The organism is Mycobacterium sp. 852002-51961_SCH5331710 (assembly GCF_001665535.1).
Lineage (GTDB): Bacteria > Actinomycetota > Actinomycetes > Mycobacteriales > Mycobacteriaceae > Mycobacterium.
Genome location: NZ_LZSQ01000044.1, coordinates 45,853 through 67,695, shown reverse-complemented (window position 1 = coordinate 67,695; position 21,843 = coordinate 45,853). Strand labels below are relative to the sequence as shown.

Annotated in this window: 21 protein-coding genes, 1 pseudogene and 1 riboswitch; of the genes and pseudogenes, 10 read left to right on the top strand and 12 right to left on the bottom strand. The window is 64.5% G+C overall.

Translation table 11 applies throughout. The features are described from left to right. Positions 1-87: 87 nt before the first annotated feature. Positions 88-1,383, top strand: coding sequence for an alpha/beta hydrolase (locus tag A5752_RS07375; protein ID WP_067083766.1), 1,296 nt, complete (start codon positions 88-90; stop codon positions 1,381-1,383). Between the two features lie 65 nt (positions 1,384-1,448). After that, entirely contained in the window at positions 1,449-3,068 is a 1,620-nt protein-coding gene (locus A5752_RS07370) for a peptide chain release factor 3 (RefSeq protein WP_067083764.1), read from the top strand. 57 nt (positions 3,069-3,125) lie between these two features. Here the strand turns inward: A5752_RS07370 and A5752_RS07365 are convergent, their stop codons facing one another. The 4 genes and pseudogenes from A5752_RS07365 to A5752_RS07355 form a co-directional block, all read right to left on the bottom strand. After that, on the bottom strand, positions 3,126-3,509 hold the full coding sequence (locus tag A5752_RS07365) for a type II toxin-antitoxin system death-on-curing family toxin (protein WP_067083762.1): 384 nt from the start codon (positions 3,507-3,509) through the stop codon (positions 3,126-3,128). Next, positions 3,506-3,703, bottom strand: coding sequence for an antitoxin Phd (locus A5752_RS07360; RefSeq protein WP_067083760.1), 198 nt, complete (start codon positions 3,701-3,703; stop codon positions 3,506-3,508). Before A5752_RS07360 ends, A5752_RS07365 begins: the two co-directional genes overlap by 4 nt. An 87-nt stretch (positions 3,704-3,790) precedes the next feature. Continuing rightward, positions 3,791-4,357: pseudogene (locus A5752_RS27060) on the bottom strand (mycothiol-dependent nitroreductase Rv2466c family protein). A gap of 89 nt (positions 4,358-4,446) precedes the next feature. Then, a complete protein-coding gene (locus A5752_RS07355) occupies positions 4,447-4,992 on the bottom strand; it encodes a TetR/AcrR family transcriptional regulator (RefSeq protein ID WP_067083759.1) in 546 nt (181 codons plus the stop codon). Between the two features lie 150 nt (positions 4,993-5,142). On the opposite strand from A5752_RS07355, the gene A5752_RS07350 reads away from it, so the two are divergent. The 5 genes from A5752_RS07350 to A5752_RS07330 all read left to right on the top strand — a co-directional run bounded on the left by A5752_RS07350 (position 5,143) and on the right by A5752_RS07330 (position 10,757). Continuing rightward, a complete protein-coding gene (locus tag A5752_RS07350) occupies positions 5,143-5,478 on the top strand; it encodes a hypothetical protein (RefSeq protein ID WP_353612393.1) in 336 nt (111 codons plus the stop codon). 174 nt (positions 5,479-5,652) lie between these two features. Further along, on the top strand, positions 5,653-5,937 hold the full coding sequence (locus A5752_RS07345) for a type VII secretion target (protein ID WP_067083755.1): 285 nt from the start codon (positions 5,653-5,655) through the stop codon (positions 5,935-5,937). A gap of 49 nt (positions 5,938-5,986) precedes the next feature. Then, on the top strand, positions 5,987-7,312 hold the full coding sequence (locus A5752_RS07340; RefSeq protein WP_231983348.1) for a hypothetical protein: 1,326 nt from the start codon (positions 5,987-5,989) through the stop codon (positions 7,310-7,312). Beyond that, complete coding sequence (locus A5752_RS07335) at positions 7,300-8,082, top strand: hypothetical protein (protein ID WP_067083750.1); 783 nt, start codon at positions 7,300-7,302, stop codon at positions 8,080-8,082. Before A5752_RS07340 ends, A5752_RS07335 begins: the two co-directional genes overlap by 13 nt. Before the next feature lie 155 nt (positions 8,083-8,237). After that, positions 8,238-10,757, top strand: coding sequence for an SEC-C domain-containing protein (locus tag A5752_RS07330; protein WP_082963796.1), 2,520 nt, complete (start codon positions 8,238-8,240; stop codon positions 10,755-10,757). A gap of 222 nt (positions 10,758-10,979) precedes the next feature. On the opposite strand, the gene A5752_RS07325 is transcribed toward A5752_RS07330, so the two are convergent. The 7 genes from A5752_RS07325 to A5752_RS07295 form a co-directional block, all read right to left on the bottom strand. After that, complete coding sequence (locus tag A5752_RS07325) at positions 10,980-11,390, bottom strand: type II toxin-antitoxin system VapC family toxin (RefSeq protein ID WP_156613686.1); 411 nt, start codon at positions 11,388-11,390, stop codon at positions 10,980-10,982. After that, a complete protein-coding gene (locus tag A5752_RS07320) occupies positions 11,387-11,644 on the bottom strand; it encodes a type II toxin-antitoxin system Phd/YefM family antitoxin (protein WP_067083748.1) in 258 nt (85 codons plus the stop codon). The genes A5752_RS07325 and A5752_RS07320 overlap by 4 nt, the downstream gene beginning before the upstream one ends. Before the next feature lie 72 nt (positions 11,645-11,716). Then, a complete protein-coding gene (locus A5752_RS07315) occupies positions 11,717-12,442 on the bottom strand; it encodes a hypothetical protein (protein ID WP_197500566.1) in 726 nt (241 codons plus the stop codon). A 227-nt stretch (positions 12,443-12,669) separates the two neighbouring features. Continuing rightward, complete coding sequence (locus A5752_RS07310; protein ID WP_067083744.1) at positions 12,670-13,818, bottom strand: serine hydrolase domain-containing protein; 1,149 nt, start codon at positions 13,816-13,818, stop codon at positions 12,670-12,672. Positions 13,819-14,202: 384 nt separating this feature from the next. Then, complete coding sequence (locus A5752_RS07305; protein ID WP_067083742.1) at positions 14,203-15,453, bottom strand: serpin family protein; 1,251 nt, start codon at positions 15,451-15,453, stop codon at positions 14,203-14,205. 128 nt (positions 15,454-15,581) lie between these two features. Beyond that, positions 15,582-16,214 carry a hypothetical protein gene (locus tag A5752_RS07300; RefSeq protein ID WP_067083740.1) on the bottom strand — a complete coding sequence of 211 codons (633 nt, stop codon included), beginning with the start codon at positions 16,212-16,214 and terminating at the stop codon, positions 15,582-15,584. A gap of 32 nt (positions 16,215-16,246) precedes the next feature. Further along, positions 16,247-16,358, bottom strand: a riboswitch (SAM riboswitch). A gap of 142 nt (positions 16,359-16,500) precedes the next feature. After that, positions 16,501-17,175, bottom strand: a complete 675-nt coding sequence (locus A5752_RS07295) for an NUDIX hydrolase (protein ID WP_067083737.1) — start codon at positions 17,173-17,175, stop codon at positions 16,501-16,503. Positions 17,176-17,254: 79 nt separating this feature from the next. Between A5752_RS07295 and A5752_RS07290 the strand changes: the two genes are divergently transcribed. From A5752_RS07290 to A5752_RS07280, 3 genes are all read left to right on the top strand, one after another. Further along, positions 17,255-18,709, top strand: a complete 1,455-nt coding sequence (locus A5752_RS07290; RefSeq protein ID WP_156613684.1) for an ADP-ribosylglycohydrolase family protein — start codon at positions 17,255-17,257, stop codon at positions 18,707-18,709. After that, the gene (locus A5752_RS07285; RefSeq protein ID WP_067083734.1) at positions 18,696-19,433 is read left to right on the top strand and encodes an ankyrin repeat domain-containing protein; all 738 of its coding nucleotides are present in this window, start codon (positions 18,696-18,698) and stop codon (positions 19,431-19,433) included. Before A5752_RS07290 ends, A5752_RS07285 begins: the two co-directional genes overlap by 14 nt. Positions 19,434-19,981: 548 nt before the next feature. Next, positions 19,982-20,515 carry an HI_0787 family protein gene (locus A5752_RS07280; protein ID WP_067083732.1) on the top strand — a complete coding sequence of 178 codons (534 nt, stop codon included), beginning with the start codon at positions 19,982-19,984 and terminating at the stop codon, positions 20,513-20,515. A gap of 46 nt (positions 20,516-20,561) precedes the next feature. Here A5752_RS07280 and A5752_RS07275 read toward each other — a convergent pair whose 3' ends face one another. Then, positions 20,562-21,731 carry a M48 family metalloprotease gene (locus A5752_RS07275; protein WP_082963793.1) on the bottom strand — a complete coding sequence of 390 codons (1,170 nt, stop codon included), beginning with the start codon at positions 21,729-21,731 and terminating at the stop codon, positions 20,562-20,564. Positions 21,732-21,843: the final 112 nt, after the last annotated feature.

Genomic DNA, 21,843 nt, shown 5'->3' with positions numbered 1-21,843 from the left:
GCGGCGGCCGTTCCTCGTGGACGGGTCCCGCGGCGGTGAGCAGGCACAGTCATGACCGCACCCAGGGCGGCCTCGTATGGTGGCCGCATGAAGAAGGCGCGTATCGGCCACGTCGCCCGGCAGGTCGCAGCGGTAGTTGTCACGGCGGTCACCGCGGCCTCGACACTCAACGGTTACCGGCCGCTGGCGCGCAAGGGCTATCCGTCGATCTTTGCGTTCGGCTTCGGGATGGTGGTGAGCGAGTTCCCGCTGCAGACGCTCGCCAGCCAGCTCGGTGGGCTGGCGTTGACCAGTCGCCGCCTGGCCCGTCCGGTGCGCGTAGTCGCGTGGGCGGTGGCCGCCATTTCGGCGATCGGGCTGCTGAACTTCAACCGCGCGGGCCATCAAGCCGCGGCCCCGCTGACCGAGGCGTTGGACAAGGGCCTCGGCGCTGATCGCCGCAGGGACTCGACGGGCCTGTGGCGCCGGCCCGCAGGGGATGGCACCGCCAAGACGCCGGGCGCTCTGCGGATGATGCGGATCTACCGCGACTACGCCCACGACGGCAACATCAGCTACGGCGAGTTTAGCAGCGCCAACCAGCTCGACATCTGGCGTCGCCCCGATCTCGACCGGAACGGCAAGGCGCCGGTCCTGTTTCAGATCCCCGGCGGCGCCTGGGTGACGGGAAACAAACGCGGACAAGCGCATCCGCTGATGAGCCACCTTGCCGAGCTCGGCTGGATCTGCGTGGCGATCAACTACCGGCACAGCCCGCGCAACACGTGGCCGGATCACATCGTCGACGTCAAGCGCGCGCTGGCGTGGGTCAAGACGCATATCGCCGAGTACGGCGGCGACCCGGACTTCATCGCAATCACCGGCGGCTCGGCGGGCGGGCATCTGTCGTCGCTGGCGGCGCTCACGCCTAACGACGCGCGATACCAACCGGGCTTCGAGGATGTCGACACGCGGGTGCAGGCCGCGGTGCCCTTCTACGGTGTCTACGACTTCACCCGTTTTGAGGACGCGATGCATCCGTCGATGCCCGAGTTGCTCGAGCAGATGGTCATCAAACAACCACAGAAGTCGGCCTTCGAGACCTACGCCGACGCGTCGCCGGTGAATCACATCACTGCTGATGCCCCGCCCTTCTTCGTGTTGCACGGGACCAACGATTCGCTGGTTCCCGTCGAACAGGCGCGGGCGTTCGTCGCGAAGCTTCGCGACGCCAGCACTCAGCCGGTCGCGTACGCCGAGTTGCCCTTTGCGCAGCACGCTTTCGACATGTTCGGCTCCGCCCGAGCCGGGCACGCGGCGGTCGCCGTCGAGCAATTCCTCGCCGAGGTCTACGCGAACTGGCAACAAGCGACGCAGTCGGAGGGTGTCAGCGCGACGTCGTGACACCCAAAGCCTGACCAGCTTCGATTAACAGGTTGCGGCGCTCGGCCAATACCATCGCTACCGCTATGACCGACACCGCCCTGACCGCTGTGCCCAGCGGCGACGCCTCGCCACCTGGCCGTATCTCCACCGAGGCGGGCCGGCGCAGGACCTTCGCTGTCATCAGCCACCCCGACGCCGGTAAGTCGACGTTGACCGAGGCGCTGGCGTTGCACGCCCGGGTGATCACCGAGGCCGGCGCGGTGCATGGCAAGGCGGGTCGACGATCGACGGTGTCCGACTGGATGGAGATGGAGAAGGCCAGGGGCATCTCGATCACTTCGACGGCATTGCAGTTCCCGTACCGCGACTGCGTCATCAACCTGCTCGACACCCCGGGCCACGCCGACTTCTCCGAGGACACCTACCGGGTGCTGACGGCGGTCGACTGCGCTGTGATGCTCATCGACGCGGCGAAAGGACTTGAGCCGCAGACGCTTAAGTTGTTCCAGGTGTGTAAGCACCGCGGGATTCCGATCATCACGGTGATCAACAAGTGGGACCGGCCCGGGCGGCATGCCCTGGAACTGATCGACGAGATCCAGTCGCGGATCGGGTTGCGGCCCACTCCCCTGACGTGGCCGGTGGGCATCGCCGGTGATTTCAAGGGTGTGCTGGATCGCCGATCTGGCAACTACATTCGCTTCACTCGGACCGCGGGTGGTGCCACCGCGGCCCCCGAGGAGCACATCGCGGCGGCCGACGCCTCCGAGGCCGCGGGTGTCGACTGGGATACCGCTGTCGAGGAGTCGGAGCTGTTGTCGGCAGACGGCGCCGATTACGACCGCGAGACGTTCTTGAGCGGCGAGACGACCCCGGCGCTGTTCACGTCGGCGGCGTTGAACTTCGGGGTGAACCAGCTGCTCGACGTCCTGGTCGAACTCGCGCCGCCGCCGAGTGGAGCTCTGGACGTCGATGGCATTCGCCGTACGGTCGAATCTCCTTTCAGTGCTTTTGTTTTCAAGGTGCAGGCGGGCATGGACTCTGCGCACCGCGACCGCATCGCGTATGCGCGGGTGGTGTCCGGCACGTTCGAGCGTGGGGACGTGCTCACCCACGCGGCGACAGGCAAGCCGTTCGTCACGAAGTACGCGCAGTCGGTGTTCGGGCAGCAGCGCTCCACCCTGGACACGGCGTGGCCGGGGGATGTGATCGGGCTGGCGAACGCGGCGACGCTGCGCCCGGGTGACACGCTGTATCGCGATGCGCCCGTGAAGTATCCGCCGATCCCGAGCTTCTCGCCTGAGCATTTCGCGGTGGCCCGCGGCACGGACCCCAGTAAACACAAGCAGTTTCGTCGCGGAATCGAGCAGCTCGAGCAAGAGGGTGTCGTGCAGGTGCTGCGCTCGGACCGGCGCGGGGACCAGGCACCGGTGTTGGCCGCGGTGGGTCCGATGCAGTTCGAGGTGGCCGTGCACCGGATGGCCGCGGAGTTCAGCACGCCGATTGCATTGGAGTCGTTGCCGTATCAGGTCGCGCGGATCGTCGACCCCGCAGACGCCGAGTTTATGGACAAGCAGGTGTCGGCGGAAGTGCTGACCCGCAGCGACGGCGTCATGCTCGTCCTGTTCTCCACGCCGTGGCGACTGGAGGGCTTCCAGCGGGACAATCCGGACGTCGAACTCGGGTCGTTGGTGGCGGCGTAGGGCGACGCTCCTCGGACACACCGCCGCCGACCAGGCCCCCCTAAGCCAGATGGGCAGTCATTCAGAGGCGAACCCCAGCAGCTTGTCCGCAAGGTCGGCCAGCTCCAGATGCCCCTGAGTGGCGACGGTATTCATGAAGTCCTCGGCATCGTCGACATCGAAGCCAGAGTCCAATTCGACGCCGTTGAGGTACAGGAACGTCCATGCAGCGGCCCATGCGGTGCGCTTGTTGCCATCAACGAGCGCATGGTTGCGCGCCAGAGACTGCAGCAGTGCCGCTGCTTTGGTGAATAGGTCGGGATACGCGTCGACCCCGAAGACGGTGGCCTGCGGCCGAGCCACCGCTGCGTCGAGCAGACCATAGTCGGCCACCCTCAGCTCGACACCCACGGCCGCAGCACCAGAGACGAGAACGTCCTCGCGATCCAGGTATTCGGTCACGCCAGGCGACGATTGAGCTCCGCGCTGCGCTCGGCGACGATCCTCGCGGCTTCGTGCACGCGGCGTTTGTGGTCGCTCGCGGCATCGATCGCAGCGCGGTGCACGAACGCGCGCAGCGACAGCTCAGCAGCCGTGGCGGCGGTGCGCAACTGCTCCATCTCCTCGTCGCTGAAGTTGACGTTCAAGGCAGGCATACGTCGACGGTACCAGCTTCAGTACCAATACTGGTACCAGACGCTACCGCTTGTTGAGGTGCGCTTGGAACAGTCCTCGGCGCCGTATCAGCCCGGCGGATCGAACGAGACGACTTTGCCCCGGTTGATCGAGACCCAGTCGCTGGCCACCAGATACGGGCGCAGGTCTCGGTGATGGCCTGCTGGTCGGCGTGCGTCTTAGGTCGCTGCAGCTCATAGAGGTGCGGGAACTCGGTCCAGGCGACGACGGCGTCCCACAGCCGCAGCGCCGTCTCCCCGCGGGCGGGTCGATGAGCACCGGCCCGAACAGGCACTGCCCGTCAGGGAAGAACAGCGTCGGTACGCCGTAGCCGCCGGCGCCGACGACGCGTTGGTGGTCGGCCATCGACTGCCGGCGCAACAGCGCGCCGATGCGCATCATCGACCAGCCGTACGACCACTCGCGCTCCCACGGATGCTTCTTGCCGTCCTGGCATTTGATTTCCTCGAGGCTGAAGAAGCGCCAGTTCACCTCCAGGCCGCTGCGCTCGCGCACCTCGCGGATCCACCGCGATGTCTGAATGCGAACGGGCACGTGACGTCGAAGTGAAAATCAACGGCGACAGGACGATTGGACACATCGGAACCTCGGATCTGCGCGCCAGTGGTCGTCATCGTGCCAGCTGGACATGCCGGTACGACGGACGTCGTACCAGCCCGCGTCAGGCAGACCGACAGCGTGCGCAGCCAGGTCACGGTGGGGTTCAGGCCCGCACCGTCGGCCAGAAGAGGTCGAACAGTCGCTCTTCCCAGCCGTTGGCGACGCGGCCGGTGCGTGCGCGCTCGGCGATGATTGCCCCGACCACCGCGTCGATGAGGGTGGCGCCGTCGATGTCGGCGCGGAACGATCCATCGGCCTTGGCCGCATCGATCACCGAGGCCAGTTCGGCCCGCTCCTTGGCCAGGATGCGACGGAAGAGCTTGGTGAAGTCGGGGTCGTCGTCGGTGAGCATGGCGGCGAGGCCGCCGAAGCCGATGCCGACCTCGATGGCCTTGACCGCCTCTGCGATGAGCCAGCGAAACCGATCCGGTGCCGCGGTTGATGCGGCGAGGGGTTCAGGAGAAGTCACCCGCGTCAGCGCGGCGGCAAGCATGTCGCGACGGTCGCGATGTCGCCGGTAAATGGTGGTCTTGGCGATTCCGGAGCGCGCCGCCACCGCCTCGACGGTCACGGCGTTGGGCCCTCTGGTGCGCAGGAGCGCCAGTGTCGCCTCGGTAATACCGTCGTCGACGTCGCGTCGCTGTGCCATCGCACCTCCTCTGGCCGGGAATATCTCCGGCTGAAAAAACGCTACACTAACCGTAGCGCTACGATGCGCGTAGCGTTTCGTTGAAGCTTACGAGAGGTGCTTTTGATGTTGAAGGCGATAGGACGAATTCCACCGACTGCGGTTGGGTATGTGTCCCTGCTGCTGAGTTTCGCGGCGCTCGGGACGTTCGTTTACGCGCTGGCCGCTCAAAGTGCGGTGGCGGGGATCATCGGGGCCGGCATGGTCGTGTTGATGGTGGCGGCAGTGGCGGGATTCCGCGCTGGTGCCCGCAAGCGCGCGGAGTCCAACGACAGCGGTATCGAGATACCCAGCGAGAACATCTGGGCGCGACCGCTGCGCCGCGAGCAGATCGACCACTATCTGTCGACCTACCGCGGTGCGCGCGACAACCACGAGCAATTGTTGGACGCCGCCACGTCCATGCCCGCCGAGTCGACGAGGGAGCTGGAACGGCAAGCCGCCTGATGCTTCGCACGCTACGCCCGGGTGACACGCTGATCGCGATGCACCCGGGCAGTTGACATACCGAGTCTCGGTGCGAAACCTGCGGGGCGATCCCAGAAGCGAATTTGGTGCGTCCCGGTGCGCCGGGGGCGTGTTAAGAATCTAGACACCATCAATTCGAGGCGGGGTATGTCTGTGCTGGTCGATCCGGAGGTCCTGCGGGCCTTCGCCGCGCACGTCGATGTCATCACCGGTCGCATCACCGGAGCCGCAGTGGGCCCGACGACCACTGCGGCGGCCGACGGACTGCCCGGGTCGACAACGCAGTGGGCGGCCCGGTCGGTCGGTGAGCATTTCACCGAGGTGGCCGAGAACCTGGCGCAGAATGTGGCTCGGATGGGCAAGGCCGTGCGCGGTGCCGGGGACACTTTCGAGGTGACTGACGAAACCTTGGCCGGCGAATTCGACGGGCTGTTCTGATCCTATGCTGCCCTCTCGTCCGACTCTCCAGAGTTGGAATCCAGAGTCGTTGGCGACGTCTGCCGCGTCGATTGCCACGGCAGCGCAGACAGTCGTCGATGGCGTTTCAGGCATCGACGACGCGTGCAAGCGAATGCCGGAAACGCGGGCATGGTCAGGTAAGTCGCACGCCGCGGCGAGCGCAATGTTCGGTCGAGCGGCGCACCAAGCGTCGACGTTCTCGGATTACGCCAAGGCGGTTTCGGCGGCATTGAGTCGCGGTGCCGAGTCGATCGGGAGTGCGCGTAAAGCGTTGTTGGCCAAGGCCGACGAACTCGACGCGGGTCCGTTGAACGTCACCGATCAATGGGTAGTGCTCGTCGACCCGGTCTACATGTCCGAGGAGGAGATGGCCAAGCTGCAGGCGTCGGCCTTGCAGGAGCAGGCTACCGTCAACACGATGCTGATCGCTGTTGGTGATGCCGACGACGCGACGGCGAAGGCGGTGACGGCCGCAGGTAGCCAGTTCGGGTTTGTTGAGGCGGGACTGCCAGCCGATCTTGGCGCCATCCTGCTGCCCACGGCGCAACGACCACCCGACGAGGTGGCCGACCCCCGAACACCCGTCGGCGCGGTGGCGCAGGAGGCGATTCGTTCCGCCGATCAGCAGCAGAATGTGCGGGAAGTCGTCGAGTCCACGAACGCGTACGGCGAGGATGTGACGACGGTGATCAAACAGGACGGCAGCAAGGCCGTCACCACCCGCATGGATCCGTTCGAGTGGCCCAGCAAGCAGAACTTCTACGAGCTCGAGGAGTTCGACAAGAACGGTGACTTTGTAGCGCGGACCAGTTCGTGGCATGATCTGTCCAACGACTGCGACTACACGTCGATCACTTTCGCCGACGGCTCGAACTGGACGATGTCGATGGCCCCCACCGGCCACCGACAGGCCGGCTTCACTACCGCAGACGGTCGGCACAGTGCGGTGCCCGTCGAGCTGATCGACAACATATCGACAGGTACCACAGCTGCCATGTCGGGCCTGGAGAAGCACATCGCGCGTGGCGGATCCTTGCCGATGGTCACCGCGGAAACGGCCGAAAATATCGGAAAGACAATGAAGTTCGGCGGACCGGCAGTGACAGTCGCGACAACGGTCTTTGACATGGTGATGGCTGAGTCGGACAAAGATCGGTGCATTGCACTGGTCGCCGGGGTGGCCGGCGGCGGTGGAGGCTGGGGCCTCGCTGAGTTCGGTGCGGCAGCTGGCGCAGCGACTGGTCCCCTGGCGGTAGGAGCCGTGCCGCTTCTTACCATTATCGGGGCCGTCGCCGGAACTGTAGGCGGCGTGGAAATGGGCAAGTTCATTGGTGAGGTCGTGTGTCCGTACTGAATCTTCCCGAACCCGCGAACTGGGCCAAGGTCAACCGACGCCTGTATTGGCTAGTCATGGGCGTATCGGCGGGCCTGCTCTACTTTGTCGTTCGCGGTATCTTGGCCGGCCTCCGTGGCAACTACCTGACGACCGTACTACTGATCGGCTTCGTCACGTTTCCAGTGTTGATGATGGCGGGCCTACTGCTAGCCGCCACAGGCAAGACGCAGACCCGAACATCCAACGATCCAACGGGATTCACCGTCTGGCCGGACAAGCGGGTGGGCGTGCTGTACGTCGTGGGGCTGATTGTCATGGCCCCATCGGGTGCCCTTCTGGCGCTCTATCTGCCGCGAGGAACAATCGACATTCCGATGTCCCGTGGGTTGCAGATCTTCTCACCACCGCTCTTTGCCCTAGCAGCTATGTTCTCCGTCATCGGTCTCGTCGCGTGGGTGCGGCGCGGCGGGATCGGCTACCTCAAGTTCACCCCGGCGATGGTCGAGATCGCCGACGTTCTGAAGACGAGGGTTCTGGAGTGGGACGACGTTGTCGATGTCAAGGACCACTCAGACACCAAGGACGGAAGGAAGGCCGGCAGGTCGGTGGTGCTGTGCCTGCGCGATGGCACCGAGGAAGTCATAGGCGGACTGAACTTGTACGTGCCGACCGGTGTGCCGCTCTATTGGATGGTGCGCCACTACTGGAAACATCCCGAGGATCGGATGGAGTTGGTGGATCACCGTGCGGCCGAGCGGTTTCGTAAGGGGCGATTCGCGCTGGATTGACGACCGAAGCGCTCGGCGGCGACAGGGCACGGTGCGCCCTTAACCCTTCATCGCATTCGTTTTAAGGCCCAGGCCGGTAGGGACTCCGCGCACCGCCCGTCTCTGAGGACGCGACAGCTTCCCGGCCCGCCCCAGCCCGGCATAGGGTGGTCGCTGTGGCAGACACGCTCGACCCGATGCACATCGTGGTCCGGATCCTGACCGAGAACGGCCCGCTGGGCAAGGACGTCATCGTGGCGCGCCTGAAAGACAACGGCGTGGCTGACGCTGGGGACGTCATTGATGAGATGCTCGACGAAATGGCGAGCCCAGTAAGGCAATTGATCGACGAGCGCTGGATGTGGCTGCCAGCGGTGGTGGATGGACGGTTGTTCACACACCGTGTCGACGCCGACGAGCTGGCCCACGATTTCCTCCGGGTGTACCCGGACCTGGACTCCCTTACCGATCTTTGCGAGTACGTGGAATATCAGCGATTCGCTGACGGCACAGCGGCGCACGTGGCAATGCCCGGCTACGACGATGATCTGCTCGAGGAGCGGCACATTCCGCTGGGCGTAATTGACGAGCCCGGAGTGCTGCTGCTCGCGCCGGGCACGCTGGGAAGGCTGGGCGTGCGCGAGGGCGCGCTGGTCGGGTTGCGACTGGAGTCGCAGGGGCTGGTGGTCGAGCGCATCGCCGCGACCGCGCAGGTATCGACTGTCGGTGCGCGGCTCAAGGCTCTCGTCGACGACGCCGACGAGCCGGTTTCCCTCCAAGAGGCGGTGTGGACGGAGTTGGTCGAAGATCCGAGCGCATTCACCGAGCCACTCTCGCCGCTGGGTGAAATCATCGAGGAGAGCGGCCTCAATCATCAGACCGGTTTGCTGGCACCCGCCGAATTCGATTTCGATGCTTGGCGTTTCGAGCTGAACTGCAAGATGCTCGCCCGAGAGCATGACCTCGATGAGGACGACGCTTCCGCCCTCCACACGCTGATCAGAATCTTCGACCGGATGTCGATGGCGCTGGAGTCAGGCGAGGAATCCGTTCGTGAGCCGCTCTTCGCGCTGACGGCCGCGGTCGGGGGTGTGGTCGCCGATCCGCAGTTGGCGGCAGTATTCGCGGACAGGACGATCCGCGCAGGGCGCCGCGGCGCGGCCGCGCTGGGTCTGTTCGCCGAGACACTGGAGCCGAAGGTGCCTCGCGCCGCACGCGTCGCCTACCGGTGGCTGCGGGCCCTGGCGCTAGAGCAACTCGGCGAAGTCGAGGCTGCCGAAAGCGAACTTCTGGCCGCCGAATCGATGGATCCCGACTGGCCGATGACGTTGTTGGAACTGGCGCGTTTCGCGTCCGATCGCGGCGACGCAGAACGTGGATTGTCGTTACTTCACCGTGCCGGTATCCCGCCCGATTACCACTTGGTCCAGTTACTGGAGCAGCACCGGGCCGAGGCGCGCGCCGACATCGGCCGAAATGAGCCGTGCTGGTGCGGTTCTGGGCGCAAGTACAAGAAATGTCACCTCGGCCGCGAGGCGTTGCCGCTGCAGGATCGTGTCCGCTGGTTATTCGCGAAGGCCGCCCAGCACGTGTCGATGACCGACTGGGAGGAAGTACTTTTCGAGGTCGCCCTCGAACGCAGCCAATACTTCGAAGGTGATTCGCGCGAGGCCTTGGACGCGGCGATATCTGACTCGCTGGTAATGGACGCGGTGTTGTTCGAGGGCGGGGCGTTGGCCGACTTCCTCGATGTGCGTGGATTCTTGCTGCCCGAGGACGAGCGACTGCTCGCCGAGCAGTGGCTGCTGTCGGACCGGTCGGTCTTCGACGTCGAGCAGGTCCGCCCCGGCCAGGGTGTCACTGTGCGCGACGTGCGCACCGGCGACACCTACGACGTTCGGGAGCGCCAGGCCAGCCGGGCTCTGAAGCCCGGGCAGCTGATCTGCGCGCGGGTGATTCCCGCCGGGGACACCATGCAGTTCTCCGGATCGGTCGAACCCGTCGCACTGCACGAGAGAGATGCGTTGATCGAGCTACTCGACAACGAGCCGGACCCGGCCACGTTGGTGGAACAGTTGAGCCGCCGGTTCGCGCCGCCGAGGCTGACCAACACCGAAGGCGAACCGACCGTCCTCTGCGAGGCGACCGTGCGAGTCGGACCGGGGATCGAGGCAGCGCTCGACGAGAATTACGACCGACCGGATGAGTCGCCGCTGTGGTTGGAACACGTTGTGACCCATGGCATGCGGCGGGTACGTGCCACGCTTGAGCTCGACGGCGACGCGTTGCGGGTCAGAACCAACAGCGAGCAGCGGATGGACCGAGTGCTGGCTGCACTGGCGGCTCTTGACCCGGAAGTGGAGGTGCTCGACGACGCCCGCGTCTCCGTGCCCACCGTCCGCGAGGCCACGACACTTGCCGAGCGGATGCCGCAGACCGGCGAGGGCACGCTGGACCCGGCCGATCCGCAGGTGAGCGAGGCGCTCACCGAGTTCATCCGGGAGTACGAGACCAAGTGGCTCGACGAGCCGATCCCCGCCCTGGACGGTTACACGCCTCGACAGGCCGCCGATGATCCGACGCGACGAGACGACTTGATCAGGTTGCTCGGTACCCTCCCCGCCGGCGAAGCCGCGCGCGGGGGCATGGACAGTGACCGGTTACGGGCCGCACTCGGGCTGATTCATCCTGGCTGACGTCTCCCGCTCCGGAAGCCGCGCTAACCTAATCCGCGGCCGCGTTAACTCCCGCGGGTGAGACCGTTGCGAGATAGTGCCCTTTCACCGGCGGCTTGGCGGCTCCCCTACCGCGACGAACTCATCAACGGGCCGGCACCTTAAGCGTCTCGACGTCAGCCGCCTCAGCGCCGCGCCTCGCAGTGCGGGCCGACCAGCTCGGGCCTTCACCCAGAGTCGTTGTCAGACATGGACTATCGTCAGACCCGCCACACCCTCTAGGACATCGAAGTTCCCGTCCTGAGTGACTACCGGCAGCTGCCTGGCGGCCGCGATTGCAGCGATCCATAGGTCATTGATCCGGACCCGTCGGCCCGCCTCGGCCACGTGGACGCGTAGCAGCGCCCAAAGTCGAGCCGCCTCTTCGTCGACCGGAAACGCGGTCATATCTGCGACCGCATCCAGCGTACGAAGGCGACGCGCCCGGATCTCCGAGGTCCGCGCCGCGAGGACACCTGCATTCAGTTCGGCGAGAGTCACCACCGTCGTGGCCAGCTGCTCCGGAATCAGTGACGTCTCCAGTTGCCGCCCGTTCTCGTCGGCGATGAAGACCGAGGTGTCGAGGATGCCGGCCACGGGCCGATCGGTCGTCACAACTCGTCGAGGTCCTCGGTGGTTTCACCGGCGAGCTCCGCGAGGTCATCACGCAAGCCGGGGTCCGCCTGGCTGGTTTGGAGCCGCTTGACCAATTCTGCCTTCGACACCCACCGCCGACGTTTCGGCTCGACCGCGGCGATCACCGCGACGGCTCGTCCATTCACCGTGATCGTCACCTCTTCGCCTGCTTGAACGCGACGAAGCACGCCGGCCGTGTCGTTTCGCAGTTCGCGGGAGGCCACCGTGGACATGCTACGAGCGTAGCACTTATGTAGCACATCGATGGCCGCCCGAGTAAGACGCCGACAGGTACTCCACGGTGGTCATGCGGTCGCTTCCCAGCCGTAACGGCTGTCGAGCAACGCCGTCACGCTTCTTGACTGCCAAGCGCGGCCGTCAGGAGCGCGTTGACCCGACGAATTCAGCACCCGCGCGGCCGCTGCGCGAGTCACTCCGCACCCATCTACCAGCCAACACACATAGCCGAGGAGGGCCTGGCGGCGCTCGGGCCATGGCAACCCGGCCTGGGGAAGTGTTGGTGGCCAATCATTTTCGTGCGAGCCCACTGGCATGGCAGTCGCAGCCTGCGCGACGACCCTCTCGAGACTTTCCACCCCTGCCGCGGCCAGCGCCGCCCGATCGAGAGCGTCGACGGCCTGCACCTCACACCGCAACGCGTGGTCGATTTCGTTTATGCCACCCGCGTCTGGGACGGGCCAGAAATCGTGGCCCACCAGCAGGTCGAGTCCGTGCCGTTGCAGCACCAGGCTCAACCGACGGTAATGCTGCTCGCGTCCGAGGTCCGCGAGCGGATCAGGCATCCATATCGGCAGCCGGGTCGCGATCGCCCGGGCTACCGCTGCGACGACGGCTTCGACCTCGGTCAAGTGGTCGTGCGAGGCGGGCGCGCCTGAGGCGAAAGCAAACATCGCGGCGATAGTGGCTGAACGCGGCTCGGAGTGAGCCGTCAATTGTTCACAGCGGCGGACGGTTTCGTCGTCGCCGAGCACGATGACCGGTGGTGCGGTCGCGTTGTTGGGTCGAATCAAGGCCAGCTCCCCTCGGCAGGCGAGACACCGGCCCGCGCTGAGGCGGGGCGTCTTCGAAGTTGATTCGACGGTATCGGGGCCTGCCGACAATTCTGTGCGTCCGCGACGAAGTTGCGAAGTCCCGCCCTGAGGAATGGGAAGACCCGACAGGAAAGATTTGAGGGCACGCGCGTCGCCGATACCCGTCTGTACAACGCCTGCGAGTGCGGGACAGGTCTATGACGGCGTCAGGACACCGACGCACCGAGCTCCGCGTAGACCGCGGCTTCGAAGCCGAGGATCGTCTCGACCATCTTGGCGTCGAAGAACGGCAGCAACTGCGTGGCGATGACGGCGCCGATCCCCGCCTTGCGGTCGATCCAGAAGAAGCTGTTGAACAGGCCGGACCAGTCGGCCGAGCCGGCGCTGCGCATACCGGGCAGGTCGACCAGGTACAGGTGGAACCCGAGGCCCCATCCCTGCGGCACGTCGAGCAGCTCGACCGGGTTGGCCAGCTCGGGGACGGTCGGTTCCATCTTCTTCGGTAGCGGCGCCCCGTCGAGATGGTCGCGCAGGGCGAGTTCCACGGTCTCCTGTTTGAGGATGCGCGTTCCGTCGAGTTCGCCGCCGTTGAGCCAGGCGCGGACAAAACGCCCGTAGTCGGTGATCGTGCCGTAGGAACCGTGGCCGGCGGCGTCCCACTCGGGGTTGGCGGGCAGGTCGAGGTCGGTCGGTACGAGGCTGCCGTCCGGCGCGCGAAAGCGGATGGGCAGCAACCGGGCACGCTGTTCGTCGGTCGGGTCGAACGTCGAGTCCGTCATCCCGAGCGGACCGTAGACGTGCTCGGCGAGGTAGTCGGCGAGCGTCTGGCCACTCACGGCCTCCACGACCATGCCGAGCCAGTCGGTGCTGACGCCATACTCCCAGACCGTGCCGGGATTGTTGACCAGCGGCGCGTGGATGCCCTGCTTGAGTCCGTCGAGCGGGGTGGGAAAGCCTTGCTCGGTGCAGAAGGTGAAGAGCTTCTGGTTCATGAAGTGGTAGCCGCAGCCAGCGGTATGGTTCATCAGCTGGAGGACGGTTGCCTGCGCCTTGGGCGCGCGGAGGACGGGTTCACCGCTCTCGAAACCGCCGAGCACCTGGAGCTCGCCGAACTCGGGAAGGATCGACGAGACGGGCGCGTCGAGGTCGACGCGGCCCTGTTCGACGAGCTGCAGTGCGGCGGTGGTGGCGACGGCCTTGGTCATGGATGCATTGCGGAACATGCTGTCGGGCTTCGCATCGCCGGCCACGCCTTCGTAGAGGACGCCGTCGCGGCCAACGACTGTGGCCGCAACTCCGTGTAGCGACCCGGCGGTCACGCTGTTCAGTAGGTCGTCGATTCGCTCAAACCCCATCTCAAGCTCCTTTGCTTGGGGATGCAGAGTCATCATCGTATGCGGTGAAGGGACGCGACCGACCGGAGCCGCCCACCACGGTCGCAGCCGCGGCGACCGCGGTACGCATGGCCGCTACCGGCCTATTTGTGTACCGCCGACCTGATGACCTTCGTCGACATAGCCGCTGATGCTCGGCTTCAACTCTGGGGTGAAGACTTGATGACGTTGGCGCGGTAGATCGACACCCAATCGCTGACCTCCGCAATCGCGGAAGGTGCGCCCGCCCCAGGGTGCACCGCAGGTAGCCAGTCGGGTGCGTGACTTGGTATCGATGGAAACACCGTCAATTGCTAGTGATTGGCTCTTGTCGCCGGTCTGACCCACATCGAGACGAAGCGCTTCCTACGGCGTGACCCAGCAATGAAATAGCGGAACGCCCTCCCAAGCACCGCCGCGAGCGACCGCCACGACGGCGTGCGGCCGGTCGAAGGTGACATCGACACGGTGGATTGTGCGCTCGACGAAGTGCGGAGCACCCGTCGTCATCGCTAGGGCTGTTACGGCGGCGGCCTCGAACCCGTAATCGTTGTACGCGGCCGTGGCCGCCTGCACGCACTCGAGCGGCCCGTTGAGTTCGGGGGCCGCCGCTCTCAGTGACGCGGCGAGTTCGTCCACCCCAGGAGCGGCGGTGAGCGAGCTCTCCACGGAGGCTTCCCAGCGTGGCAGATGACTGCGCCAGAGATAGTCCTCTCCGCCGGGCGCTTCCCACTCGACGAACGACTCGGTGGTCTCGCGGACTGACCACGCGTGGCCGTCGGCGGGAAGGCCGTTGGGCGATCCACCGTGCCACAATGCAGCCTCGTTGAGCTGGGCAACGACCTCATCGACACCTCGCCACACATCGGCTGGCGAAACATCTGGAGCGGCAATGACACTGACGACGTCGACACCATCCTCGCTAAAGGGCTTAGCGACGGCGACCAGCCCTGCGGTAGTTGTGTCGACGATTGTCTGCAGCCCATCGTCGAGGACGAGGAACCCGTTGTCGTCGGTGGCCAATTTCGTAGACCACCGCGGCTGCAGAACCAACGCTGTGGCCAGGACGAGCTCGGTCAACGGGTCGACCTGTAGCGGGAACTGCTCGATGAGCCCGCGGGTGTGCTCCGACGCCCAACGGTCCAGCCCTTCCTGATCGGGCAGCTCGTCGAGCGGGACCGGCAGCGTAGTCGACAGAGAGCGCGACCACGCGCCGAGCGCCGCGGCCACGGTCGGGTGCGGCGCGTCGAGCAGACCGGCGGCCAGCACAGCGGCGTCATCGCAGGAAAGATTGAGCACCTCGGCCAAGCGGACGCGGTGCGCACCGGTCGCGATCGGCGCGAAGCGGGAGAGCAACAGCCACAACCCAAGGTAGGAGATGGCTGGAGTCTGCTCCGCGCTCAGTGTCTGCCGCGCCGACGTCGCGTACGTCGCGATGAGCCCGGCAGTATCCGGGCGCCCCGACGTTGTCCACGCGGAATCGTCATATCTCCCAATGACTTCGCGCTGACCGCACGTCAGGCATTCGGCGGTCCACGCACCCTCCATCACGATGCACCCGCCCAGAGTGAGATCCGGCCGGCGCTCTGCCTCATCGAACAACTCCGGAGTTGGCATGCCAAACGCCCTGCGGTGCAGCGTGGTCGATCCACATCGGCCACAAGCCGGCCGCTCTCTCGTCATGATCGGGAAAATACCGCGGGCCAACGACATTGGTTCGGTGCGTGCTCACGCGCAGCCCGACCTCACACACTCTCCTCGGCGTCCTCCGGCGAAGCACCACCGACCAGATAGCCCGTCTTCGGTGTCGCGCTGAAGGGATCAACCCAGCTTCGAAGTCGTGCCAACTCGGCTGCAAAGGCTATCGAGGCGATGGAACCGCTCCTAGTCCCTGCGAAAGCGCGGTGTCCTTCCGCTCGGGCCGCAGCATCGATGGCGTCCCCTTCCACATCGACGTCGGCCGACATCCTCGCGTGTAGCGCCGCCTTTCTGGCGGGGTCCTTGTGATCGCCGCTCATGAACCCGGCCTTGGCGAGAACCGCGACCGAACTGGCGGGGCCGCTGCCACTGAGACGCAGATCGCTCGGGTCGTTCACCTCCTTGATGCCGCGGAGCATATCGACCGTCTGCGCGGCGACTTGGCTTGGTTCGTCACGCGAGACTTGAACGCTGGCGTCAGCCTCATCACTCCACGCCAACGCGCCGATACTGAGCCACAAGCGACCGTAAGCGTCGCACCGAAACTCTACGAGCGGCGGCATCACCGCGAATCTCGGCGAGATGGTGAAGACGTCCCGAGGGTGCAGCATGCCTGCGATGTACGCGGCGACGAAGGTCTGAAACGATCGCCACTGATCGTCCGAGGTGTAAGACGACATTTGAGAACTCCCCTATTCGAACCTCCGCGCAGGAGGCGCTCTTACCGCCACCGATTGGCGTCGGCCGCTTCGTCATCCGAGCCACCCACGAGCGTGGGGTTGGCGTACCGTCCAGTCGGAGCTTGACGACGGCATCTCGTGAAGCTGCGGCCAAATATACCTCGGCCCGCCGACAATCTCGGTGGAACTGCCCGACCGCACTGACGCCCTATGCCGAGCCAGTCCTGCATCGCGCACTGGAAGATGTGGTGTGGCAGGCGACTCAAGTCGCACGGGCAGGCCACTGTCAAGACTGGCGGCGGCGATTCGACTCGGGCTCGCGGCGGCGGAACAGCTCCGCAGGCCGCCCTCTCGTGCCAGCCGTGGTAGTGCCTGTGGGCTTAAGGTGCAACTCCATTGCCCGACGAAATGTATCGCGTTGGAGGGCGTGCCCGATTACTGCTTCGTGCGCGATGCGCAGCTGACGGAGTGTGAATTCCTCGCCGATCAGACGATCCGGGTCGGGCTTGTCGGCGTAGCGCAGACGTACGTTTTCAACCGCACGCAAGATGATTTCGTCGTGGTCGAATGCCAATCGGCCCGGCGCGGAAACCGGAACGATGCGTGTCGTCTCGGGAATGCGCAAGTCGAGTCGGCTCGCCTGCACCACGTCAACGTGGGCGACCGATAATACCCATCCCCGGTCATCCCGGTTGGGGTCATCAAAGACGTGCAATTGCCTCGGACTCAGGCCGCGCACGTTGGCCTTATCGCGCAGCGAGCGGTCGACGGCTTCGGCGAGGGTCTCTCTTTCGTGCAGGAAGGTCCCGGGCAGCGCCCAACCGCGGGCGCCGGGCCGCCGGACCTGCAGCACGGCCAGTCCGAGATCGGGATCCAAGGTGAGGACGGCCGTGTCCACCGCGACCGACGGCCGCGGATAGTCGGCCAGGCTACGCCCGCTTGGGTCTCGGTACTCGCTCATGTCGGAGCCATAGCGTACAGTGAAATTCAATTAGCGCAGAACTGCGCAAAATAATGCCCCTTGGATGGGAGGCGCGAGGATGACGTCATACAACGACCGTGTTGAGGGTGTTCTGCTGGCGACCGCGGCGGGAGATGCGCTCGGCGCGCCATACGAGTTTCAGCCGCCGCGAGGGCCAAACCTCGAAGTGGCGATGGTTGGCGGCGGCCCGTGGGCGGCGGGTGAATGGACTGATGACACGTCGATGGCGATAGCGATCGCCGAGGTCGCTGCTACAGGCGCCGATCTGCGTGACGCGTACGCGCAGGACCTCATCGTTCAGCGGTGGCGCGAGTGGTCTCTGACTGCCAAAGATGTGGGAATCCAGACGCGTTCGATCCTCGCGGCAGCTTCACGCGAAGGCGTCATCACCGCAGCCAAAGCCCGCGCTGAGTCCATCAAGATGCACAAACACTCCGGATGCACTGCGGGAAACGGGGCCTTGATGCGCACTGCGCCGGTGGCGCTCGCATATATCGACGATGAGCACGCGCTGGTGGAGGCTGCTCGTGCGATCAGCGAGCTTACCCACTTCGATCCAGACGCCGGTGACGCCTGCGTGCTGTGGTCCTGCGCGATCCGGCATGCGGTTCGTACGTCCGAACTAGACGTGCGGGTCGGCCTGCGGCACCTCGAACCCGGCCGTCGTGCGCTGTGGGCTGAGCGGCTCGTCGAGGCGGAGGCGAGGCCTCCGGCGTCGTTCCCGAACAACGGGTGGGTGGTCACGGCTATGCAGGCCGCGTGGTCAGCGATCACTACATCCCCGGCAGGAGCTTTCCCCGCCGACCACCTCCGACTGGGACTCGATGCCGCGGTGCGGGCGGGCTACGACACCGACACGGTCGCGGCGATCGCTGGCGGCCTGCTGGGAGCGGCGTATGGCGCATCTGCGGTCCCCGGTGAGTGGCGGCTGCTGTTGCACGGCTGGCCTGGGATCCATGCGCACGATTTGGTGGCGCTAGCGACGGCGATTGAACGCAAGGGCAAGCCGGACGAGTTCGACTTCTCCTATCCGGGGTCACCGATCCACACGTGCGCGCGCCACCCGTACGACGACGGTGTATTGCTCGGTGGAATCGGAGTCCTACGAAGGCTGCCTGACGAGGTCGACGCGGTGGTGTCGCTGTGCCGCCTAGCAGACGAGGATATGCGCACCGACATTCCCCACGTGGAGGTGCGACTGATCGATCGGTCAGAGCACGACGAAAATCCACATCTCGACTTCATCCTGCTCGACGCGGTGAAGCTGGTCGAGAGGTTTCGGCGGCAGGGGCGGACGGTTTTGGTGCACTGCGTCGGGGCGTACAGCCGCACCCCGACCATAGGCGCGCTGTACGGCGCGCGATTACGTCGGGTGGATGTCGACGATGCGATTCGCGACATCACGGCGGTGCTACCGGGCGCCAATCCGAACCGCGCGTTTCGAGTGGCGTTGAGGCGCATCAGGTTTCGCAGCTCAGATACCCAGACAGGTGGTCAGTATGTCGAACAATGATTCGCCGTCGAGCCGACAGCCCTTTGTCTGGCGTGGGGTGCTGGAGCCCGCGCTGCTTCACGAACACGTCGTGGTGGCGTCTCACCGATTCGCGGACGCCGCGAAGGCCGGGGACTGGTCGGTTGTGTTGCAAATGCTAAACGATCCGACACAACACGTCGACATCAATTGGTGGAGGCCGGGGGGATCCGCGTGGTTCACCGTTCTGCACCAGGCGGCCTGGCATGGCGCACCGGTCAATGTCGTCGCTAGCCTCATCCGGCACGGCGCCCTACTGAGCCTCACGGAGTCACGCGGACGTACCGCCTACGACGTCTTCAAGGATCGTGAGCGCGATGCCTTTCCGGGTACCGCTGTCGGGGTCGATGCGCGCTCACGCACACTGCTGGCACTTTGCCTTAAGCCGCCCGCACCGACGCTCGCGCCGGACGAAGTCCGCGCTCTCGACAACTATCTCGCTGACGTGATTGACGGGCGAATCAGTGTGCTGTTCGATGGCCGCAATCCGCGCAAAGTCCTGCGGTATCCGCCCGTCGACATTCTGCATGAAGTTACGGATCAACACCTTTGGTTTCCGGTGCCCGGCATGTACGGCGGATTCGACATCACGCTGCAGAGCGGCTTTCTCGATGTGAAAAGTTGGTGTCGTGTAGTCGGTGGATCCGGGCAGGAGCATGTAATCACTACTGCGGGCGCGATTCTCGTCGACGAGGGGTTCGTATGACAACCAAACCGACGTACCGCTGGCATCGGCTTCGTGCGGGCGCTCACACGATGACGGCATGGATCGGTGATGCCCAATTGATATACGTTGCGGTGCGCGACGAGACCGGGTGGGTCCTGAGGCGTCGTGTCGCCGGTGCCGCAAAGACAGTTACCTGGAAGCCGACCGCGACTCTACGCGCCGCCAAGCAGCTGGCAGCGGATGACGCTGAGGGAGGACTGCTTTGAAAGCGTAACTGCCGCGACCGGGTTCAAGATGGTCCGCCTCTCGGAGGCGAGCAAAATCTGCGTGAAGGGTGACATAGACATAAATGGTGCTGGGCCTGGCTTCTACAGCTTGGCCGCCCAGCTCACCATACTTCCGAATACAGCCACCCCGGAAGTCAAATTGGTGTTCTGGTCCAGACAGGTCGGCAAAGGTCCACGATCTCTACGCAACACCCCGCCGGCGTGTTCAGAGTTGTAGGGTGTTGTTCCACCTGCTGTGCCGCGTCGCCCTGCAGAGCACCCTTCGATTTCAGAGCGGCAATGTCGTCGAGCAGACGGCATGTGACGAAGCTCCTGGCGAAGTCCGCGGACTCGGCGGACTCGACGAGGCGGATGAACACAGCCGGCTGCCAGCGCAAGTCGCAATCAAGCGCGATAACGACTTCGGCCACGCCACGTCGTCGTCCCATAACCGGGATTGTCCAAGTAGCAACGCACATAGTAGAACTGGACGTCGACACGAGGCTCTCCGGCGACAATATGGATGCCAACCTCGTTGAGGAAATCGCCCGTGTCACGATCCGGGACAAGGTGCGCCGCAACTACTCGTTCGCAACCAAGTATTGCGCCTTCCACCGCCCGGGGCTTTACCCGATCTACGACTCTCTTGTGCATGACATCCTGAATACCCTGCTTAAGCAAGGCGAGACATTCGACAGCTTCGTCCCCGGTGAACAGTGGCGCACGAACTATGCGATCTGGCACAGTCGGTTACCACGGTCCGGGTTCATTATGGATTGGACTCGTTCTCGGTCCGAGATGTCGACAAGTACCTTTGGATGCTTGCAAAAGAGCGGCAGGCCACTGCGCCAGTGACCTAAGTTAAGTGAACAACTGCCCTCGGGTAGGTTGCGACTGGAAGTCAGTTCGGCTGCGTATCGGCCGTCCACGACGAGCCATCCCACCACCGCAACTGGCTATCCTGCTGCGGGTCTGGATACCAACCGGGTGGCTGCTGTTGTGCCGACTGGACACCACTCGCCGCAGAAGCCGATAGTTTCGTGCTCCAGGTCTTCCACTTTCCTGCGACTTCTGCCGCGGCCTGGCGCAGGACGGGAGCGGCCAGTGTCCCATCCAGCTCTTCTGTATCCAACTCCTCATCAGCAACCGTATCGGGGAGGTATTGGAACGGATATTTTTCAGCTTCAGCCAGGTTCCCGTCGCGTAGCAACGCATACTGCCGTGAATGCGCCCACTCTTCGAGTTCCACGAAACGTATCGCTGGCCACGGGTGTGATTTTAGGTCCGGATTGAGAATCAGCTCGGTAACGTAGTACTCGATCCTCTCCATCGTGGTCTTCGGTCTCTTGTCATGCCCGCTAGTTCTCCGGAATTCATCGGCTTGCTTCCGAAACTCGTCTGTCGAGAGCTCGTTTCCGACTATAGAGGCGCCACCGGCGAGCTGGATAAGCATGGTTTGAACGGTTTCGAGATCCTCTGTCACCAGAAGACCGAAACGGTCGGCGCTTAGTTCGGCTTTGCGGGACCAATCGTTCAGATGCCACTGCAGCGCCAGTGCAATCAAGGAGCCGCCAGGTACGGAGGCTGCCATCGCAGCGATAGGAGCGAACTTATTTGCTACCACTTTATAAAAGGTGTGTTGGCACTTGATGTGCCCGAGCTCGTGGGCGATGACGGCACGCAACTGCGCCTCTGTGAACTGGTCGACCAAAGCAGAGTGGAGCGTGAGGATGGGTTTGTACTGGCCGAGCGCTGATGCGTTGACCTCGTGGTGGGTGTTCAAGAACACTCGTGGCGTCTGCATTCCCGCGAGCGCTGAGATCTCCTCTACATGGCGAAATATCGACGCTGCTTGGCGCCGCGACAGGCGGGTGTCATCAGCGAGATGCTCAACGTAGTAGTGGTCCTCGGCCTTCCGTTCGGCGTTCTCTAAGATTCTCTTGATCCAAGAGCGGCCTTCGACGATTCGGTCAATTCGCCGCCGAGCCGAGACGTCTAGGGGATGCCCGAAGTGTCTCGGCTGCACCGACTCCATCCAAGGCCGCGTCACCAGAGATGAACGTTCAGTCATTGCAGTGCCTCCCCCAGCCGGCGTCGGGTTTCAGAAAGAAGATGTTTTAGTCGATTCAGTGATGCAGCGGATGATCACTCGCAAAAGTCACACCGTCCGGACTTCGGCAGCT